This is a genomic window from Streptomyces sp. NPDC058964, from assembly GCF_042741275.1.
Lineage (GTDB): Bacteria > Actinomycetota > Actinomycetes > Streptomycetales > Streptomycetaceae > Streptomyces.
The window spans coordinates 1-17,597 of the sequence record NZ_JBHYKH010000026.1 but is presented as its reverse complement, the minus strand read 5'-3'; the positions used below and the strand labels follow the sequence as shown (position 1 = coordinate 17,597).

At 71.9% G+C, this 17,597-nt stretch carries 21 protein-coding genes, 1 pseudogene and 1 riboswitch; of the genes and pseudogenes, 14 read left to right on the top strand and 8 right to left on the bottom strand.

Annotated elements, in window-relative coordinates:
- The 4 genes from ACFW2E_RS05640 to ACFW2E_RS05625 all read right to left on the bottom strand — a co-directional run.
- A partial coding sequence (locus tag ACFW2E_RS05640; RefSeq protein ID WP_384461870.1) for an urease subunit alpha occupies positions 1-699 on the bottom strand: 699 nt, incomplete at its 3' end.
- Positions 692-1,003, bottom strand: a complete 312-nt coding sequence (locus ACFW2E_RS05635) for an urease subunit beta (protein ID WP_384461867.1) — start codon at positions 1,001-1,003, stop codon at positions 692-694. The genes ACFW2E_RS05640 and ACFW2E_RS05635, both read right to left, overlap by 8 nt.
- A gap of 14 nt (positions 1,004-1,017) precedes the next feature.
- A complete protein-coding gene (locus ACFW2E_RS05630) occupies positions 1,018-1,320 on the bottom strand; it encodes an urease subunit gamma (RefSeq protein WP_121408721.1) in 303 nt (100 codons plus the stop codon).
- Positions 1,321-1,452: 132 nt separating this feature from the next.
- The gene (locus ACFW2E_RS05625) at positions 1,453-2,082 is read right to left on the bottom strand and encodes a TetR/AcrR family transcriptional regulator (protein WP_384461864.1); all 630 of its coding nucleotides are present in this window, start codon (positions 2,080-2,082) and stop codon (positions 1,453-1,455) included.
- Positions 2,083-2,217: 135 nt separating this feature from the next.
- Here ACFW2E_RS05625 and ACFW2E_RS05620 point away from each other — a divergent pair, with 135 nt between their 5' ends.
- Complete coding sequence (locus ACFW2E_RS05620; RefSeq protein WP_384461861.1) at positions 2,218-3,231, top strand: ABC transporter permease; 1,014 nt, start codon at positions 2,218-2,220, stop codon at positions 3,229-3,231.
- A gap of 135 nt (positions 3,232-3,366) precedes the next feature.
- On the opposite strand, the gene ACFW2E_RS05615 is transcribed toward ACFW2E_RS05620, so the two are convergent.
- Entirely contained in the window at positions 3,367-3,651 is a 285-nt protein-coding gene (locus tag ACFW2E_RS05615) for a type II toxin-antitoxin system Phd/YefM family antitoxin (RefSeq protein WP_384461858.1), read from the bottom strand.
- A gap of 141 nt (positions 3,652-3,792) precedes the next feature.
- Between ACFW2E_RS05615 and ACFW2E_RS05610 the strand changes: the two genes are divergently transcribed.
- The 3 genes from ACFW2E_RS05610 to ACFW2E_RS05600 all read left to right on the top strand — a co-directional run bounded on the left by ACFW2E_RS05610 (position 3,793) and on the right by ACFW2E_RS05600 (position 5,748).
- The gene (locus tag ACFW2E_RS05610; RefSeq protein WP_384461855.1) at positions 3,793-4,428 is read left to right on the top strand and encodes an ATP-dependent Clp protease proteolytic subunit; all 636 of its coding nucleotides are present in this window, start codon (positions 3,793-3,795) and stop codon (positions 4,426-4,428) included.
- A gap of 7 nt (positions 4,429-4,435) precedes the next feature.
- Positions 4,436-4,744, top strand: a complete 309-nt coding sequence (locus ACFW2E_RS05605; RefSeq protein WP_384461852.1) for a hypothetical protein — start codon at positions 4,436-4,438, stop codon at positions 4,742-4,744.
- Positions 4,745-5,048: 304 nt separating this feature from the next.
- Positions 5,049-5,271: riboswitch (cyclic di-AMP (ydaO/yuaA leader) on the top strand.
- A 3-nt stretch (positions 5,272-5,274) separates the two neighbouring features.
- The gene (locus ACFW2E_RS05600) at positions 5,275-5,748 is read left to right on the top strand and encodes a C40 family peptidase (protein WP_384461849.1); all 474 of its coding nucleotides are present in this window, start codon (positions 5,275-5,277) and stop codon (positions 5,746-5,748) included.
- Positions 5,749-5,817: 69 nt separating this feature from the next.
- Here ACFW2E_RS05600 and ACFW2E_RS05595 read toward each other — a convergent pair whose 3' ends face one another.
- Entirely contained in the window at positions 5,818-6,441 is a 624-nt protein-coding gene (locus ACFW2E_RS05595; RefSeq protein WP_384461847.1) for a LysE family translocator, read from the bottom strand.
- Between the two features lie 88 nt (positions 6,442-6,529).
- On the opposite strand from ACFW2E_RS05595, the gene ACFW2E_RS05590 reads away from it, so the two are divergent.
- The gene (locus ACFW2E_RS05590) at positions 6,530-7,456 is read left to right on the top strand and encodes a LysR family transcriptional regulator (RefSeq protein ID WP_384461844.1); all 927 of its coding nucleotides are present in this window, start codon (positions 6,530-6,532) and stop codon (positions 7,454-7,456) included.
- 3 nt (positions 7,457-7,459) lie between these two features.
- Here ACFW2E_RS05590 and ACFW2E_RS05585 read toward each other — a convergent pair whose 3' ends face one another.
- Positions 7,460-7,918 (bottom strand): ATP-binding protein, encoded by a 459-nt coding sequence (locus ACFW2E_RS05585; protein ID WP_384461841.1) that lies wholly within the window; start codon positions 7,916-7,918, stop codon positions 7,460-7,462.
- Positions 7,919-8,131: 213 nt separating this feature from the next.
- On the opposite strand from ACFW2E_RS05585, the gene ACFW2E_RS05580 reads away from it, so the two are divergent.
- Together ACFW2E_RS05580 and ACFW2E_RS05575 are read left to right on the top strand one after the other, a co-directional pair.
- A complete protein-coding gene (locus ACFW2E_RS05580) occupies positions 8,132-8,998 on the top strand; it encodes a helix-turn-helix domain-containing protein (protein WP_384461838.1) in 867 nt (288 codons plus the stop codon).
- Between the two features lie 9 nt (positions 8,999-9,007).
- Positions 9,008-9,232 (top strand): DUF397 domain-containing protein, encoded by a 225-nt coding sequence (locus ACFW2E_RS05575; protein WP_384461835.1) that lies wholly within the window; start codon positions 9,008-9,010, stop codon positions 9,230-9,232.
- A gap of 70 nt (positions 9,233-9,302) precedes the next feature.
- Here ACFW2E_RS05575 and ACFW2E_RS05570 read toward each other — a convergent pair whose 3' ends face one another.
- On the bottom strand, positions 9,303-10,430 hold the full coding sequence (locus tag ACFW2E_RS05570; protein WP_384461832.1) for an 8-amino-7-oxononanoate synthase: 1,128 nt from the start codon (positions 10,428-10,430) through the stop codon (positions 9,303-9,305).
- A gap of 147 nt (positions 10,431-10,577) precedes the next feature.
- Between ACFW2E_RS05570 and bioB the strand changes: the two genes are divergently transcribed.
- The 7 genes and pseudogenes from bioB to ACFW2E_RS05535 all read left to right on the top strand — a co-directional run.
- Positions 10,578-11,813: a biotin synthase BioB gene (gene bioB, locus ACFW2E_RS05565; RefSeq protein WP_384461829.1), complete on the top strand. Its 1,236-nt coding sequence runs from the start codon at positions 10,578-10,580 to the stop codon at positions 11,811-11,813.
- The gene (locus ACFW2E_RS05560; RefSeq protein WP_384461826.1) at positions 11,806-13,086 is read left to right on the top strand and encodes an adenosylmethionine--8-amino-7-oxononanoate transaminase; all 1,281 of its coding nucleotides are present in this window, start codon (positions 11,806-11,808) and stop codon (positions 13,084-13,086) included. The genes bioB and ACFW2E_RS05560 overlap by 8 nt, the downstream gene beginning before the upstream one ends.
- A 1-nt stretch (position 13,087) precedes the next feature.
- A pseudogene (gene bioD / locus ACFW2E_RS05555) lies at positions 13,088-13,804 on the top strand (dethiobiotin synthase).
- A gap of 250 nt (positions 13,805-14,054) precedes the next feature.
- Positions 14,055-14,555, top strand: a complete 501-nt coding sequence (locus ACFW2E_RS05550; protein ID WP_384461823.1) for a hypothetical protein — start codon at positions 14,055-14,057, stop codon at positions 14,553-14,555.
- Positions 14,556-14,654: 99 nt separating this feature from the next.
- A complete protein-coding gene (locus tag ACFW2E_RS05545; protein ID WP_384461820.1) occupies positions 14,655-15,356 on the top strand; it encodes a class I SAM-dependent methyltransferase in 702 nt (233 codons plus the stop codon).
- A 197-nt stretch (positions 15,357-15,553) separates the two neighbouring features.
- On the top strand, positions 15,554-16,363 hold the full coding sequence (locus tag ACFW2E_RS05540; RefSeq protein ID WP_384461817.1) for an ABC transporter ATP-binding protein: 810 nt from the start codon (positions 15,554-15,556) through the stop codon (positions 16,361-16,363).
- Positions 16,364-16,367: 4 nt separating this feature from the next.
- Positions 16,368-17,597, top strand: a 1,230-nt coding sequence (locus tag ACFW2E_RS05535; protein WP_384461814.1) for an ABC transporter permease, incomplete at its 3' end; no start/stop codon positions are given.

The following is a 17,597-nucleotide window of genomic DNA, read 5'->3' as shown; positions in this document are numbered from 1 at the left end:
GGGGTTCGACCCCCAGTCCTCGTGCAGCTTCAGCCCGAGCGCTCCGCCCCGGATCTGCGAGAGCATCGCCTCGTGCGACACGGTGTTGCCCTTGCCGAGCAGACCGAGGTTGAGCGGGTAGGCCTCCATCGCCGCCAGCATCCGGGCCAGGTGCCACGGTCCGGGAGTCACCGTCGTGGCCTTCGACCCCTCGGCCGGCCCGGTGCCCCCGCCGATCAGGGTGGTGATGCCGGCGGCGAGCGCCTCGTCGGCGATCTGCGGGCAGATGAAGTGGACGTGCGCGTCGATGGCGCCCGCCGTCAGGATCCGTCCGTTGCCCGCGATCACCTCGGTCTCCGGACCGATGACCAGATCGGGGTGCACGCCGTCCATGGTGTCCGGGTTGCCCGCCTTGCCGATCCCGGTGATCCGGCCGTCGCGGATACCGAGGTCGGCCTTGACGATTCCCCAGTGGTCGACGATGACGACACCGGTGATGACGGTGTCGGGGGTGCCGTCCGCGCGCGTGGCGCGCGACTGGCCCATGGACTCACGGATGACCTTGCCGCCCCCGAACACCGCCTCGTCACCGGCGAGCCCGGGCCCGCCGGACCGGTCCTCCTCGATCTCGATCAGCAGGTCGGTGTCGGCGAGCCGGATCCGGTCACCGGTGGTCGGGCCGAACAGGTCCGCGTAGGCGGCCCGGGAGATCTCAGGCATCGAGGGCACCTCCGGTCTCCCCGCGCAGTCCGGGCACGACACGGGCGCCGGCGAGCGGTACGAGTTCGACCTCGGCGGGGATCCCGGGCTCGAAGCGCACGGCGGTCCCGGCGGCGACGTTCAGCCGCTTGCCGCGCGCCGCGGCGCGGTCGAACTCCAGGCCGGGATTCGCCTCGGCGAAGTGGTAGTGGGAGCCGACCTGGACAGGACGGTCGGCGGCGTTGAGGACGGTGAGACGGGTGACCTCGCGGCCTTCGTTGTAGACGATCGGGTCCTCGGCGAAGAGGAACTCTCCCGGAATCACGGCGGCCTCCCGGGTCAGACGATCGGGTCGTGGACGGTCACGAGCTTGGTCCCGTCCGGGAAGGTCGCCTCCACCTGCACGTCGTGGATCATCTCGGGGATGCCCTCCATGACGTCGTCCCTGGTGAGCAACCTGCGTCCGGAGGACATCAGTTCGGCGACGGTACGACCGTCCCGCGCGCCTTCGAGGATGTGCGACGTGATGAGGGCGACGGCTTCCGGATGGTTGAGCCTGAGCCCACGGGCCCGCCGCTTCTCGGCCACGTCGGCCGCGACGTGGATCAGCAGCCTCTCTTGCTCGTGCGGGGTCAGTTGCACGTCCCACCTCACAGTCCTCGCTCCGGACCGTGCGGGGTCCGGTTGCCGCGGCCACGGGCCGAAGTCCCTGGTGGCGTGGAGGGGCAGGCTAGTTGGACCGGGTTTCGGGCACGTTAAGCAACGCTGTGACGGTCACACGGCCGGACGCGGGTCCCGCATGCTCATCAGCGCCCGCAGCCCGGCCTCCAGGGTCCCCGGCGGCAGGTCCCCGATCACGGCGAGCTGCGCGGCGTATCCCTGCGCGAGCGCGATCATCACCCGGGCCAGGGCGTCCGCGTCGGCGTCGGCGGAGATCAGGCCCGCGGACTTGTAGCTCTCCACCACCCTCGCCCAGGCGGCCCGCACCCGGTCGTATCCCGTCTGCACGAGGTCCGCCAGTTCGCGATTGCGCAGGACCTCGGTCCACACCTGGACCATGAGCCGGGGAAAGACCCACTCCCCGCTCTCCAGGAGTCCCGGCCTGACCTCCATCAGCTGTCGCAGCGCTCGGGGGATCAACATGTCCGGCAAGGGGGGCGGAGTCTCCACCGCCGCGCCCTCGTAGGTCTCCCGCAGCACCTCGAGCACCTCGCCGACGATCGCGCCGATCAGTTCCTCCTTGCCGCTGAAGTAGCGGTAGACGGCACCGGCGGAGAGGTCGGCCTCCTTCAGCACGTCCTGCATGGACGTGGCGTGGAAGCCGTTGCGGGCGAAACAGAGGGCGGCGCCGTCGAGGATCTGGCGGCGCCTGGCGTCTAGGTGTGCCTGGGATACGCGGGCCATGGTCACCAAGCTAAAACGAACGTTCCTTCTTGACAAGGCGCCCCGCCGGGAGCATGGTGAGGAATCGGTAAAACGAACGCTCATTCTTTTTAGTTTCGGCGCAGCCCACGCCGCCGACCAAACGGAGGAGAAGTCATGCCCACCGCTTCCACGACCCCCACCCGGGCACCCGCCCGGCGGCTGATCGCGGTGATCGTCCTCGTCCCCCTCCTCGCCACCCTCGCCCTGTGGGCGTTCGCCTGGCCCGCCGCCCGCACCGCCCCCCATGACCTGCCGCTCGGCGTGGCCGGTCCGGCGACCGCGACGGCCCAGGTCGAACGGCAACTGGAACGGCACGAGGGCGCGTTCGAGATCCACCACTACGCCGACGCGGCCGCCGCCCGTGACGCCATTGAGGACCGGACCGTGTACGGCGCCGTGGTCGTGACCCCTCGTGGCCCCGAGCTGCTCACCGCGTCCGCCGCGAGCCCGCTGGTCGCCCAGCTGCTCCAACGGGCGGTCGCCGAGCGGGCATCGCACGCCGGCCCGCCGGTGCGGACCGTGGACGTGGTCGCCGCCTCCCCGAAGGACCCGCGCGGCGCGGCCCTGACCGCGAGCGTGCTGCCGCTCGCACTGGCCGGGATGGCGGCGGGCGCGGCGGTGACCCTGCTCGGGCTGCGCGGTGTCCGCGCGGTCGCCGCGCTGCTGGGGGCCGCCGCCCTGGTGGGACCGGCCGGGGCCGCTGTCGCGGACAGCTGGCTCGGGGTGATCAACGGCGACTGGTGGGCGGAGGCCGCGGCGTTCGGGCTCTCGACGCTGGCCGTGAGCGCCGCCGTCGCCGGCCTTTCCGCGCTGGTCGGCCCCGCCGGGATCGGGATCGTCTCCGGTCTCGTGATGCTCCTCGGCAACCCGTTCTCCGGCGCTTCCTCGGCCCCGCAGATGCTGCCACGGCCGGTCGGGACGATCGGTCAGTGGCTGCCGCCGGGTGCGGGGACGACGCTGCTGCGGTCGGTGTCGTTCTTCGACGGCGCCGCGGCGACGGCTCCCGCCCTCACGCTGGCCTGGTGGGCGGTGCTGGGCCTGGGGGCGGTGCTGCTCGGCAGCGCGCTCGGGGCACGCGTCCGCGGTGCCGAACCCGCGCCCGAGCCCGCGCTCGCGCCCGTCGGCTGACCCGGCACGCACACGGTCGACCGTGCACCCCCGCGGCAGCGGGCGGGGTGCACGGTCGTTCCGCTCTTCGGCCCCGCTGCCGCCCCGGCGGCGGACCGGGCCGGAACGAAAGCCCGCCGGACTGGGCCGTGCGGGTTACGCGCCGTTGGCCCCTCGGTGCTCGGCAGCGATGCCGAAACGCCGGCGCTCCGGGGACGCGGCCGCCGCCGCGGACTCGCGGACGCTGGAGACCGCGGTGACGACCTGGTCCTCCGCGGATTCCTGGAGCCCCTCGAGGCGCTCGAGGTCGGCGGCGGAGACGAGGGCGACGAGAGGCTTTCCGTGGCGCGTCACGACGACACGCTCGCCGCCGTACACCACCCGGTTGATCAGGTCGGCGAGCTCAGCCCTGGCTTGCGTCACCGGAATCTCGTAGGCCATGCCCCCAGCTTACGGGGACCCCTCCGGCGGCCCGCCGGTTCGGCGTCCCCAGAGGCAAGCCACTCCCTCACTCTGTACGTCCTGTACATTTTCTACAGAGAGCTCTGCCGGAGACGGCTCTGCCGCGAGGAGGGGTATGCCATGACCCGACCGTCCGCCCGCTATGTCCTGCCCGAGTTCACCGAGCGCACCAGCACGGGCCACCGCACGCTCGATCCGTACGCGAAGCTCCTGGAGGAACGGATCGTCTTCCTCGGCACGCCGATCGACGACACCTCCGCGAACGACGTGATGGCGCAGTTCATGCACCTCGAGCACGCCGCCCCGGACCGCGACATCTCGCTCTGCATCAACTCTCCGGGTGGCTCGTTCAGCGCGATGTCGGCGGTCTACGACACGATGCGGTACGTCGGCTGCGACGTGGAGACGGTCTGCCTGGGACAGGCAGGCTCGTCCGCCGCCGTCCTGCTCGCGGCCGGTACGCCCGGCAAGAGGTTCGCGCTGCCCGGCGCCCGCATGGTGATCCGGCAGCCGGCTCTGCCCGAGCCGACCGAGGGCCGGCCGAGCGACCTCGTCATCCAGGCCGAGGAGTTGGAGCGGATCCGCGCCCTGCTGGAAGGAATGCTCGTTCGGCATACGGGGCGCAGGCCACGGCAGGTCCGCGAGGATCTGGAACGGGATCTGATCCTGGACGCGCGGGGAGCACTGGAGTACGGGCTGGTGGACGGGATCATCCCCAGCCGCAAGGCGTCCCGTACCGCGCCGGGCGCGAGGTGAGCCGCCGATGCTGCCTCCGGAGCTGCCGCCGCTGCCCGCGCTGACCCGGGCCGAGGGCGAACTGATCGACCGTTATCTCGACGCGGTCGATCTGCTGGGCCGGATCAACCCGGCACAGCACGGGGACACGTACCGCGGACTGCGGGCCGCCCAGGCGCTGGTGCGTACCGCGGCCGAACTGCGCGACGCGCTGGCCCTCATGCACCAGAGGGGCGAGACGGAGCTGCACGCGGCTACTCTCGCGCGGGCGATGCGGGTGCTGGACGGCGAGCGGCGCACCGCCCGGGTCACCGTCCCGCCCGGTGGCGGGGGTTGACGGACGCCTGTCCGCCGCCGACTCGAAACGGCCCAAATGGCGTACCCCCGTTCGGCGTAGTCGAGCGTCCATTCGTGAGACCGTCGGCGTTGCGCAACACGCCTGTCCGAAAGGGACGGTGAGGTGCTTCGGTGCTGGTCCGGGGGTCCTTCGACCCCTCGACCATGACTCGAACACAGCAATGTCCACCCGAACGGGTGAGTGGTGAGTAACGCCACAAACCCCCGATTCCATTGGGTATTTCGGACACCTGTGAGTGAAGATCCCTGTCTGACGACAAGCCCCCGCCACAGCGGCGGGGCGGTCCGGGCGGACGCCGAGTCCTGCCGCCGCCCGGATGACCGGTCGACAGGAGTGGATCGGCAGGAGTGGAGGACCCGAGCAAGACGGGTCGCCGGAACGGACGTTCGTTCGTCTGTTTGTTCGTTCCGAGCAGCCCTTGGGGTGAAGCCGCGGCAACGCGGCCGGGCTACTTCGCCAGCCCGAATCCGACAGGTCATCCTTCACAGGCGGCTGACGAAGGGTTGCGCATGACTGCGCTCAATCGTGTCCCGTCGCTCATGGCCCGGGCCGGTACGGCCTCGGCCCTCACCATCGCCGCCGTGGGCGGCTCGATCGTGGTTCCGGGCGTCGCGGCCGACGCCTCGGCCGCGACGATGGCGACGAAGGCACTCCAGGTCGCGGCCTCCAAGAAGGGCTCGCCCTACAAGTGGGGCGCCACCGGGCCACGGAGGTTCGACTGCTCCGGGCTCACGCTGTACTCGTACAAGAAGGCGGGCAAGACCCTGCCGCGCACGGCCGCCCAGCAGTACAACAAGACGCACCACATCTCCGCGCGCAGCCGCAAGGCCGGAGACCTGGTGTTCTTCCACTCCGGCTCCAGCGTCTACCACGTCGGCATCTATGCCGGTAAGGGGAAGATCTGGCACGCCCCGAAGACCGGTGACGTGGTGAAGCTGGAGAGGATCTGGACGAGGAGCGTCTGGTACGGCCGGGTCAGCTGACCCGCCGAGGGGGTGGCGGCTCCTGCCGCTCCGTCACCCCCTCGGGTCCCGGCCCGGACTGATCCGGGGTCACAGGAGCGCCAGGAACGCTTCCAGCGACAGGGCCGCCCCGAGCGCCGTGAGCGCCACGCCGGTGCCCGTGTGCAGCGCCCTGGCGGCCCGCGGCCGGCGCAGCCACCGGCCGAGCCGGTCGACCAGCAGGGCCACCATCTGGAACCAGGTCAGCGCCAGCGCGCACACGATGAGCGCGAGCAGCAGCGTCCTGGGCAGCGCCGCGCCGCCCGGCGGCACGAACTGCGGCAGCAGGCTGAGGAAGGTCAGCGAGGCCTTGGGGTTGAGGACGTTGGTGACGAATCCCTGCCGCAGGGGGTGCGCCTGCGTCGCCGGATCCGCCTCGGACGCCCCCGCGGGCCGTCGCGGTGTCCGCAGGGTCCGGACGCCGAGGTGGAGGACGTAGGCGCCGCCCAGCAGTTGCAGGGCGCGGAACAGCGCCGGAACGGCCACCAGCACGGCGGCGACGCCGGCGGCCGCCAGTGTGGTGTGCACCAGGAGCCCGCCCGCGATGCCGAGCCCGCAGACCGCGCCCGCCCGGCGGGAGACCAGCGCGTTGCGTACGACGACCGTGAAGTCGGCACCCGGCACGGCGACCAGTCCGGCCGCGATCGCGGTGAAGGCGATGAGCTGTCCGTCCATGGCGCCCAGCCTGCCCGGCCGAGGCCTTCAGCAGGTATTTCGAATCTGCGGGGTCAGCCTTAAGCAGTCGTTTAGGCTGGCATCCGTCATGTACGACCCCACACGACTCGCCGCCCTCGTCGCCGTAGCGGAGGCGGGATCGATCACCCGTGCCGCCGAGCGTCTCGGCTACACGCCTCCCGCGCTCTCCCAGCAGCTGGCCAAACTGGAACGGGAGGCGGGCACGGCGCTGCTGGTGCGCCACCACCGCGGCGCACGGCTGACGGACGCCGGCGAGCTGCTGGTGGCGCGGGCACGCCGGGTCCTCGACGAGCTGGAGCTGGCCCGGCACGAGCTGGCGCGGCTGGCCGGGGTGTCGGGCGGCTCCCTGCGGCTGGGGACCTTTCCCACCGCCGGCGTGCATCTGCTTCCGCCGGCGCTCAGCGCGTTCCGCCGGGCGCACCCGCACGTGGAGCTGTCGGTCGCGGACTACGACCCTCCGGCGGGCGTGGCGGCGGTGGCGGCCGGGGAGGTGGATCTGGCCCTCACCCACACGTACCACCCGGCCGAGTCCCTCCCCGTGCCGTCCTCGGTCCGTCTGGAGCCGGTTCTGGTCGAGGAGCTGGTGCTGGTGACCTCTCCGGGTCATGAGCTGAGCAGCGCGTCCTCCCGGCTGCCGCTGGCCGCGCTCGCGGGGCAGCCGCTGATCAGCATGGCGCCGCACCATGTGGCCCGGCGTGAGGTGGAGGCCCTTCTCGTGGCGGCCGGGGCCGCTCCGGCGCTGCTGGTGCCGACCCCCGGCTATGCCGTGGTGTGCGCGCTGGTGAGTGCCGGGCTCGGCGTGGCGGTCGTACCGGAGATGGTGGCGCGGACGGCGGTGACCACGGTCGGGGTACGCCCGCTGGAAGGGGGCGAGTTGCGGCGTACGATCTCGGTCGCGTACCGGGCCGACGGGGTGACGCCTGCCGCGGAGGCCTTCCGGGCGCTGCTGCGGGGCGCGTTCGGACGTGCGCACCAGTCGTCGCAGGGGGTCTGAGTGCTATGGCTCCTGCTGTCCCGCCGCGGTGACCGGCTGGGCGGGTACCGTCCACGGCAGTTCGATGGAGACGGTCTTGCCGCCTTCGCGAGTGGGCCGGACCCGTAGCTTGCCGCCGCACTCGGCGGTGAGCCAGCGGATGATGACCATGCCCCGGCCGTTGTCCTGCTGGACGGCCGCCGGAAGCCTCTTCGGGAAGCGCGGATGGCTGTCGGTGACCCCGATGCGCAGGTGTTCGTCACGGTCGAGCACGATGTGCACCGTAAAGGTGGGTGACTGCCCGAAGGTGTGCTGTACGGCATTGGTGGCGAGTTCGGAGATGATGAGGCGGATCGTGTCGGCCGTTTCGGTGCCCGGTGGCAGGCCCCATTCCGCCAGCGTGGCCAGTACGTAGGAACGGGCCGCGGAGACCGAGACGGGATCGCTCGGCAGAGTGACGGATGCTTCCAGATGGTCTGCCATGGCGACGTCGTCCCTTTCCCACGGGACCGGAGCCCGACACGGTGCGGATGGTTCGAGTACGGTCCCGGACTGGTGCTTCGTCGCCAGACTGCCATTACCGCGCCGGTCACGGGTGGCGATCCACCAAGATATGCATATATCTGTCGCTCGAAGCGGTGAACTCTGCGACGGCAGACCGTATTTGGGCGGCTCGGAAGGAGTAGGGAGTAGCCCATGCAGAACGGTCCCGCGGTGCGCCGCCGGAAACTGGGCGCCGAACTGCGCACCTTGCGCACCGGGGCGGGTCTCACGAGCGGTGAGGCGGCCCGCCTTGTGGGCTGGCACCAGTCGAAGGTGAGCCGGATCGAGACGGGCGCCAGTGGGGTGAAACCGGCCGATGTGCGGTTACTCCTGGACGCGTACGGCGTGACGGAGGGCCAACTGCGCGAGCTGCTGATGGTGTTGGCCGGCTCGGACGACGTCGGCGGCCGTCATCACTGGTGGCACGCCTATCGCGGGGTGCTGCCGCCCGCGTACCGGGACTTCATCAGCCTGGAGTCGCAGGCGAGCGCGATGCGCACGCTCGAGACCTCGGTGGTCCCGGGGCTGCTGCAGACGCCGGAGTACGCGCGGGCGGTGACCCGGGCGGCCGTCGGCGGGTTCGGCGACGCCGGAGAACGGCTGGACGCGCTGGTGGAGGTGCGGCTGGCCCGGCAGGACGTGCTGCGGTCGGATCCGCCGCTGGAGCTGAGCGCCGTACTCGACGAGGCGGTGCTGCGGAGGGAGGTCGGCGGTCCGGAGGTCATGGCGCGGCAGCTGGAACGCCTGGTGGAGGCGGCTCGGCTTCCCCAAGTGAGGCTTCAGGTGTTGCCATTCGCCGCCGGAGCGCACATCGGCATCACTGGCCCTTTCGTTATCTTCTCATTTCCGAGCACATCTGATCTGGATGTGGTTGTTCTCGACCACTTGACGAGTAGCCTCTACCTCGAACGGAAAGAAGACCTCATGGCCTACTCCGAGGCCTTCAACACCCTTCGGATCCACGCCCTTTCGCCCGAGGAATCGTTGGATTACATCGCCGGGATAGGTGACGGCGCATAAGGAGGCACCATGACTGCACTGCCTCGGCACGTACCTTCCAGTACCGATCTGAACGGCGTGCGATGGCTGCGCAGCAGCTACAGCACGGGAGCGAACAACTGCGTGGAGACGGCACGGCCGCGCTCCGGTCCGCTGACCGGGCTGCTCGCCGTGCGCGACTCCAAGGATCAGGCCGGGCCCGCGCTGCTCTTCTCCCCCGAGAGCTGGGCGGGGTTCCTGACCACGCTCCGCTGATCACCGTTCACGACAACCCGAACCACTGACCGAATTCAGCCAGGGCGACGCACGGCCGTGTCACGCCGACTCATGGTCGCGTCTCGCCGATCACACGTACAGCGCGTTCGATCTCGGCCTCGGAAAGGTCCGCACGGGCGGTCAGCCTGAGCCGTGAGATGCCGTCGGGCACGGAAGGAGGACGGAAACAGCCCACGGCCAGGCCTGCCGTACGGCAGTCGGCCGCCCAGCGCACCGCCTGCTCGGGCGACGGCGCACGCACGGAGACGACCGCGGCGTCGGGACGCACCGCTTCCATTCCCGCGGCGGTCAGCCGTGCGTGCAGTTCCGCGGCCACCTCGCGGGCCCGCGTCGCACGTGTCGGCTCACGGCGCAGCAGCCGCAGAGCGGCCAGGGCCGCCCCGGCGGCCGCCGGCGCCAGGCCCGTGTCGAAAATGAACGTTCGTGCCGCGTTGACCAGGTGGTCGATCACCCCGGCGGGACCGAGCACGGCACCACCCTGGCTGCCCAGCGACTTGGACAGGGTGACGGTCACGACGACGTCGTCCGCGCCCGCGAGCCCGGCCGCGTTCGGCGCTCCCCGGCCGCCGTCGCCCAGGACGCCGAGCCCGTGCGCGTCGTCGACGACCAGCCCGGCACCGTACTCGCGGCACGCCCCGGCGAGCGCGGCCAGCGGCGCCGCGTCCCCGTCGACCGAGAACACCGTGTCCGAGACGACGATCGCGGATCCCTCGTGCGTGCCGAGCGCCTTGCGGACCGCGTCCGGGTCGGCGTGCCCGACGACCTGCCTGGCGCCACGGGCCAGCCGGCAGCCGTCGATCAGCGAGGCGTGGTTGCCCGCGTCGGAGACGATCAGCGAGCCGTGCGGACCCAGCGCGGTGACCGCGGCGAGGTTGGCGGCGTATCCGGACGAGAAGACCAGCGCCGCCTCGAAACCGCAGAAGTCGGCCAGCTCGCGCTCGAGCTCGGTGTGCAGCTCGGTGGTCCCGGTGACCAGCCGGGACCCGGTGGCCCCACCGCCCCAGGTGCGCGCCGCGGTCGCGGCCCCCTCGGTGACCTCGGGGTGATGGGCCAGCCCCAGGTAGTCGTTGCTCGCCAGGTCCAGCAGCGGTGAATCGGCCGGGCGGGGACGCAGTGTCCGTACGAGTCCGGCGCGGCGGCGTTGCTCCGCCTGGTCGTCGATCCAGCCGAACGCCATGGGTCCTCCGGGGCTTTTGTAGGTAGCGGACAGACACTAGCCGGACGCCCGGCCGCCCAGGGTGTGGCAATACCCACACGGTGATCCGTCTCCGTTGTGCAAACTCTCCTTGGCCCGGGGCGGTCCCGTAAGACAGGATCGGACCTCATGGACCTGCTGAACACGCTGGTGGACAAGGGGCTTCGGCGCGAGCTGCCGACCCGCGACGAAGCACTCGCCGTGCTCGCCACCTCCGACGACGACGTGCTCGATGTGGTGGCCGCGGCCGGCAAGGTGCGCCGGCACTGGTTCGGCCGGCGCGTGAAACTTAACTACCTGGTCAACCTCAAGTCCGGCTTGTGCCCGGAGGACTGCTCCTACTGCTCGCAACGGCTCGGCTCCACGGCCGGCATCCTGAAGTACACCTGGCTCAAGCCCGACCAGGCCTCCGAGGCCGCCGCCGCCGGCCTGGCCGGGGGTGCCAAGCGCGTCTGTCTGGTGGCCAGCGGACGCGGCCCGACGGACCGGGACGTGGACCGGGTGTCGGACACCATCAAGGCGATCAAGGAGCAGAACGAGGGCGTCGAGGTGTGCGCCTGTCTCGGTCTGCTCTCCGACGGTCAGGCCGAGCGGCTGCGCGAGGCGGGCGCGGACGCGTACAACCACAACCTCAACACCTCCGAGGGAACGTACGGGGACATCACGACCACGCACACGTACGCCGACCGGGTGGACACGGTGCAGAAGGCGCACGCGGCCGGTCTGTCCGCCTGCTCCGGTCTGATCGCGGGCATGGGCGAGTCGGACGAGGACCTGGTCGACGTCGTCTTCTCGCTGCGCGAGCTGGATCCGGACTCCGTTCCGGTGAACTTCCTGATCCCGTTCGAGGGCACGCCGCTGGGCAAGGAGTGGAACCTCACCCCGCAGCGGTGTCTGCGCATCCTGGCGATGGTCCGGTTCGTGTGCCCGGACGTCGAGGTGCGGATCGCGGGCGGCCGCGAGGTGCACCTGCGCACCATGCAGCCCCTCGCCCTGCACCTGGCCAACTCCATCTTCCTCGGTGACTACCTCACCAGCGAGGGCCAGGCGGGCAAGGCCGACCTGGAGATGATCGCGGACGCCGGGTTCGAGGTGGAGGGTGCCGACCAGGTGACGCTGCCGAAGCACCGCGCGGACGCGGGGGGCGGCTGCGGTTCCCACGCCGAGTCGGGCTGCGGTGCGCACGAGGGCGCGGGCTGTGGCTCACACGAAGGTGCGGGCTGCGGTTCCCACGAGGGTGGTGGGGTCTGCGGTTCCGTCGCCGCCGCGCCGGTGGACGCCGCCGCGCAGGCCAGCGAGCCGCGCACCGATCTGGTCGCCGTCCGTCGCCGGGGCGCGGGAACGGACCTCGCGCCCAATGCCTGACCTGAGTGTGGCCGAGCTGCTGGAGCTCGACCGCCGGCACGTGTGGCATCCCTACGGGCCGATGCCGGGCCGCTCCGAACCGCTCGTCGTGGAGTCGGCGAGCGGGGTGCGGCTGACCCTGGCGGACGGCTCGGGCGAACTCGTCGACGGCATGTCGTCCTGGTGGTCGGCGATCCACGGCTACAACCACCCGGTGCTCAACGAGGCCGCGCGGGGCCAGCTCGGGCGGATGAGTCACGTGATGTTCGGCGGGCTCACGCACGAGCCCGCCGTGCGCCTGGCGAAGCTCCTTGTCGACATGTCGCCGAACGGGCTGGAGCACGTGTTCCTCGCGGACTCCGGCTCGGTGTCGGTCGAGGTCGCGGTCAAGATGTGCCTGCAGTACTGGCGCTCGCTGGGCCGCCCGGCCAAGCGCCGCCTGCTGACCTGGCGCGGCGGCTATCACGGCGACACCTGGCAGCCCATGTCCGTGTGCGACCCCGAGGGCGGGATGCACGAGCTGTGGACCGGTGTGCTCCCGCACCAGGTGTTCGCGGACGCGCCGCCCGCGGACTACGAGGAGTCGTACGCCGACCATCTGCGCGCCGCGATCGAGCGGCACGCGGATGAGCTGGCCGCGGTGATCGTCGAGCCGGTGGTGCAGGGCGCGGGCGGGATGCGGTTCCACTCCCCCGCCTATCTGCGGGTGCTGCGCGAGGCGTGCGACGCGCACGGCGTCCTGCTGGTGTTCGACGAGATCGCGACCGGCTTCGGGCGTACGGGCGAGCTGTTCGCGGCGGACCACGCGGCGGTGACGCCGGACGTGATGTGCGTGGGCAAGGCGCTGACCGGTGGCTATCTGACGATGGCGGCGACACTGTGCACTTCACGGGTGGCCGACGGCATCTCGCGGGGCGAGGTGCCGGTGCTGGCCCACGGCCCGACGTTCATGGGCAATCCGCTGGCGGCGGCCGTGGCCTGTGCCTCGATCGGGCTGCTGCTGGGTCAGGACTGGCGGGCCGAGGTCGCGCGCATCGGGAGCGGGCTCCGCGAGGGTCTGGCTCCGGCCGCCGACCTGCTCGGTGTGAAGGACGTACGGGTTCTGGGCGCGATCGGGGTCGTGCAGCTCGACCACGAGGTGGACATCGCGTCGGCCACCCGGGCGGCGGTGCGGGAGGGCGTGTGGCTGCGTCCGTTCCGCGACCTGATCTACACCATGCCGCCGTACGTCACGGGCGACGCGGACGTGGCACGGATCGCGCGCGCGGTGTGCGCGGCGGCACGGGAGGGATGAGATGCCGGTACTGGTGATCACGGGCACGGGCACGGAGGTCGGCAAGACGGTCACGACCGCCGCCGTCGCCGCCTCCGCCCTGGCCGCCGGACGGTCGGTGGCCGTGCTGAAGGCCGCGCAGACCGGTGTGCGGCCGGACGAGCGCGGGGACGCCGACGAGGTCGCACGTCTGGTGGGCGGCGTGACGGCGACCGAACTGGCCCGCTACCCGGAGCCGTTGGCGCCCGGCACGGCGGCGCGGCGGGCGGGCCTGGCTCCCGTGCACCCGCACGAGGTGGCCTAGGCGGCGGCCAAGCTGGCCACCGATCACGACCTGGTGCTGGTCGAAGGGGCGGGCGGGCTGCTCGTCCGGTTCGACGCGGCGGGCGGCACACTGGCGGACGCGGCCCGGCTGCTGAACGCGCCCGTGCTGGTCGTCGCCGCCGCCGGCCTGGGCACCTTGAACACCACCGAGCTGACGGCGCGTGAACTGCGGTCCCGGGAGATCGGGCTGCTCGGTGTGGTGATCGGCAGCTGGCCCGAATCCCCCGACCTCGCCTCGCGCTGCAACGTCGCGGACCTGCCGGAGGTGGCCGGCGCCCCGCTGCTGGGCGCGCTGCCCTCCGGGGCCGGTGCGCTGGCGCCCGCCGACTTCCGCGCGGCGGCTCCCGGCTGGCTGTCGCCCCGTCTGGACGGAAGCTGGGACGCGGAGGCCTTCCGCGTGCGGGAAGCACCGTGACGGACCGGCTCCGGTGCGCCGGACGCGGACCCTCCCCCCGAGGGCCGCGCGCCCGGCCGCCGGGTCGGCCGGACGGGCCGTCCTTCGCCGCGAGCGGCCGTACCAGCTCGATCCGTGACCGGATGCCCAGCCGGGCGAAGACACCGCGCAGATGGTGGTCGACCGCGCGGGGCTGGCGGCGAGCCGGTCGGCGGTCTCACGATTAGTGTCGCCGTCGGGGTCCATGCGGGCCACCATCAGCTGCTGGACCGTGAGCAGGGCTGCCGCTTCCACGGCGGCGGCCGTGTTCACCCGCGTGCCCGGCGCGCGGAGTTCGGCGCGGGCCCGGGAGGCGCAGTGCGGCGCGCCGAAGGACTCGAAGGTCTCGAGGGCGCTGTGCAACCGGTCGCGGGCCTCGCTGCGCCGCCGCAGCGCGCTCCCGAACAGCAGCTCGGTGCGGGCGCGTTCGAAGCCCCGGATGCCGCGGGCGTGCAGGTCCGGAGCCGTGCGGCCGCCTCCCTGTGCGGCCGGCTTTGCGTCCTGCAGGGAGATACAGACGGGCAGTTCTTTCCCGACCGCGCTCGACTCCGGTGACGGGAACCCCGGCAGCGTGTCGTACGCGGCCTACCGGTCGGACCGCGACGAGGCGATCAACCCGGACATCTCGGCGGAGCTGCGCGGTGCGGCCGGCGTGGACGTCGGCTGCGTCTCGCACACCGGCATGAACGACGACCACGGCGTTTACGAACAGGTGCGCGACTTCATCCGATGAGCCCTCGGCGGGGGTGCGACGGGCCCGCGCGGGGGAGAATCCCTCCAGGCCCGTCCTGGCCGTCCTGGCCGTCCTGGCCGTCCTGTCTGGGAGGTTGCCATGGGGATACGGCCCGCAGGCTCCGGCAAGCCGGCGCGGGATCCCGTCCACCACCCGCTGTTCGCCCGCTGCTACGCCCGCGTCAGCGCCCGTGCCGAGACCAGGCTCGGCATGGGCGGAGTGCGTGACCGGATGCTCGCCGGGCTGTCCGGGCGCGTGATCGAGATCGGCGCGGGCAACGGACTGAACTTCGCCCACTATCCGAGCGCCGTCTCGGAGGTGGTCGCCATCGAACCGGAGCGCCTGCTGCGGCGGTTGGCCGTACAGGCCGCCCTGCGCTGCGAGGTGCCCGTCGACGTGGTGCCGGGGGCGGCCGAGGCGCTGCCGGTGAAGAGCGAGGCCTTCGACGCGGCGGTGCTGTCCCTGGTGCTGTGCAGTGTCCGTGACGTGCCGCGCGCGCTCGGGGAGTTGCGGCGCGTGCTGCGGCCGGGCGGGGAGGTGCGGTTCTTCGAGCACGGCCGGGGCGGCGGCCGGGCGATGACCTTCACCCAGCGCGCCCTGGACCGCACCGTGTGGCCCGCACTCAGCGGCGGCTGTCACCTCGCCCGTGATCCGGTCGCCGCGTTGCGGGACGCGGGATTCGAACTCGGTCCCTATCGGCGCGTGCTGATGCCGGAGAGCGGGCCGAAGCTGCCCGCCTCGTACTGTGTCCTTGGCACCGCCTGGCGTCCTGACCTGCGCGGGGGCGCCGCGCATCTCTGATCCGGCGCCCGGCGAGGCTGCCCGGCGCTGCTCGGCGTCCACCTGTGGGTGGAGATTGCCCCTTACACGGGTACCGGGAGCACGACCTGTGGCGGAGACCGCCTCGGCCACAGGGGGGATTCCGGCTGTGCGGGCCGTCACACTAGGCTCGGCCGCGACACGGGAGTCCTGACGTCGAGGTGAGCTAGGAGGCGGTCTTGTCCACACCTGCTGCGGAGCACCCGCCGGACGGACCGGTCGACGGGATCGCCGCCCGCGCCCGCGGACTGACCAAGGCGTACGGCTCGGGCGAGACCACGGTGCTCGCCCTGGACTCGGTGGACGTGGAGATCGCGCGCGGCCGCTTCACCGCCGTCATGGGGCCATCGGGCTCGGGCAAGTCCACCCTGATGCACTGCCTGGCGGGACTCGACACCGTCTCCGCGGGCCAGGTATGGCTCGGCGACACGGAGATAACGGGGCTGAAGGAGCGCGAGCTGACCCGGCTGCGCCGGGACCGGATCGGCTTCATGTTCCAGTCGTTCAATCTCATCCCGACCCTGAACGCGGCCGAGAACATCACTCTGCCCATGGACATCGCGGGCAAGAAGCCCGACGAGAAGTGGCTGGACCAGGTCATCGACACGCTGGGGCTGCGGGACCGCCTCAAGCACCGGCCGGCCCAGCTCTCCGGCGGACAGCAGCAGCGCGTCGCCTGTGCGCGGGCGCTGGCCTCCCGGCCGGAACTGATCTTCGCGGACGAGCCGACCGGCAACCTCGACTCACGGGCCGGGCTCGAAGTGCTGAGCTTCCTGAGGGACGCCGTCGACGACCTCGGTCAGACCGTGGTCATGGTGACCCACGACCCGGGTGCCGCCGCCCACTCCGACCTGGTCCTCTTCCTCGCCGACGGGCGGATCGTGGACCGGATGGAGCGGCCGACGGCGGACGCCGTGCTGGAGCGGATGAAACGCTTCGACGTCATCCGGGCGCAGGTCGACGGCGACGGCACCGCCGAGGAGGACTGACCCGGTGCTGAAGGCAACCCTCAGGAGCTTCCTCGCCCACAAGGGACGGCTGACGCTGTCCGCCCTGGCCGTCGTCCTGTCCGTGGCATTCGTCGCGGGCAGTCTGATCTTCTCCGACACGGTCACCCACACCTTCGACCGGCTCTTCGCCTCCACCGCCGCCGATGTGACGGTGGGGCCGAAGGAGGACCTCAAGTCGTCCGTGCCCACCGGTGCCGTCCAGACCGTCCCGGCGGCACTCGCGGACCGGGTCGCGAAGGTCGACGGGGTCGCGGAGACCCACGCCGACGTGTCCGTCCAGAACATCGTGGTGGTCGACGGCCACAACAAGTCCGTCGGACCCACCACGGGTGCCCCGACCATCGCCACCGACTGGTACCTCACCGACCGCAGCCCCGTGAAGCTGACCTCCGGACACGCCCCGAGCGGCGCGGGCGAGGCGCTGCTCGACGCGGACACCGCCGACAAGAAGCACGTGCGGATCGGCGACACGCTGACCGTGCAGGCGCAGCCGGGCACCTTCAAGGTGCGTATCGTCGGCATCGCCACCTTCACCACCACCAACCCGGGCGCGGCGCTCGTCTTCCTCGACCCCGCGGTCGCGGCGCGGGAACTGCTCGGCTCCGCCGGCAAGGCCACCAGCATCTCGGTGGACGCCGCGAAGGGCGTGACCGACGACCAGCTCAAGCAGCGCGTCGGCCAGGCCGTGGGCACCGGCGCCTACGACCTGAAGACCGCCGACGAACAGGCCAAGTCGGACGCGGCCGACCTCGGCGGGTTCCTCGACGTCATCAAGTACGTGATGCTCGGCTTCGCCGGGATCGCGGTCCTGGTCGGCATCTTCCTCATCGTCAACACCTTCTCCATGCTGATCGCCCAGCGCACCCGCGAGCTGGGTCTGCTGCGCGCCCTGGGCGCCGACCGGCGGCAGGTGCGGCGCTCCGTGCTGACGGAAGCGGTGCTGCTCGGTGTGGTCGGCTCGACGCTGGGACTCGCGGCCGGGATCGGGCTCGCGTTCGGGCTGATCCACCTCATGAGCGCGTTCGGCATGAACCTGAAGGCCACCGAGATGGTCATCAAGTGGCCGACACCCGTCTCGGCGTACGTCGTCGGCGTCGGCGTCACCTTCGTCGCGGCGTACCTCCCCGCCCGGCGCGCGGCGACCCGGTCGCCCCTGGGGGGGCGCGCCGCCCCCCCGATAGCCGGGGGGGGGGGGGGGCGGGAGACACCCGCG

Coding starts and splice junctions, on each gene's coding strand:
- ACFW2E_RS05625 (WP_384461864.1), bottom strand. CDS start 2,082: ATGGCCCGCGTATCCCAGGCACACCTAGACGCCAGGCGCCGCCAGATC.
- ACFW2E_RS05575 (WP_384461835.1), top strand. CDS start 9,008: ATGACTGCACTGCCTCGGCACGTACCTTCCAGTACCGATCTGAACGGC.
- ACFW2E_RS05560 (WP_384461826.1), top strand. CDS start 11,806: ATGCCTGACCTGAGTGTGGCCGAGCTGCTGGAGCTCGACCGCCGGCAC.
- ACFW2E_RS05545 (WP_384461820.1), top strand. CDS start 14,655: ATGGGGATACGGCCCGCAGGCTCCGGCAAGCCGGCGCGGGATCCCGTC.
- ACFW2E_RS05580 (WP_384461838.1), top strand. CDS start 8,132: ATGCAGAACGGTCCCGCGGTGCGCCGCCGGAAACTGGGCGCCGAACTG.
- bioB (WP_384461829.1), top strand. CDS start 10,578: ATGGACCTGCTGAACACGCTGGTGGACAAGGGGCTTCGGCGCGAGCTG.
- ACFW2E_RS05585 (WP_384461841.1), bottom strand. CDS start 7,918: ATGGCAGACCATCTGGAAGCATCCGTCACTCTGCCGAGCGATCCCGTC.
- ACFW2E_RS05605 (WP_384461852.1), top strand. CDS start 4,436: ATGCTGCCTCCGGAGCTGCCGCCGCTGCCCGCGCTGACCCGGGCCGAG.
- ACFW2E_RS05570 (WP_384461832.1), bottom strand. CDS start 10,430: ATGGCGTTCGGCTGGATCGACGACCAGGCGGAGCAACGCCGCCGCGCC.
- ACFW2E_RS05615 (WP_384461858.1), bottom strand. CDS start 3,651: ATGGCCTACGAGATTCCGGTGACGCAAGCCAGGGCTGAGCTCGCCGAC.
- ACFW2E_RS05595 (WP_384461847.1), bottom strand. CDS start 6,441: ATGGACGGACAGCTCATCGCCTTCACCGCGATCGCGGCCGGACTGGTC.
- ACFW2E_RS05610 (WP_384461855.1), top strand. CDS start 3,793: ATGACCCGACCGTCCGCCCGCTATGTCCTGCCCGAGTTCACCGAGCGC.
- ACFW2E_RS05620 (WP_384461861.1), top strand. CDS start 2,218: ATGCCCACCGCTTCCACGACCCCCACCCGGGCACCCGCCCGGCGGCTG.
- ACFW2E_RS05590 (WP_384461844.1), top strand. CDS start 6,530: ATGTACGACCCCACACGACTCGCCGCCCTCGTCGCCGTAGCGGAGGCG.
- ACFW2E_RS05600 (WP_384461849.1), top strand. CDS start 5,275: ATGACTGCGCTCAATCGTGTCCCGTCGCTCATGGCCCGGGCCGGTACG.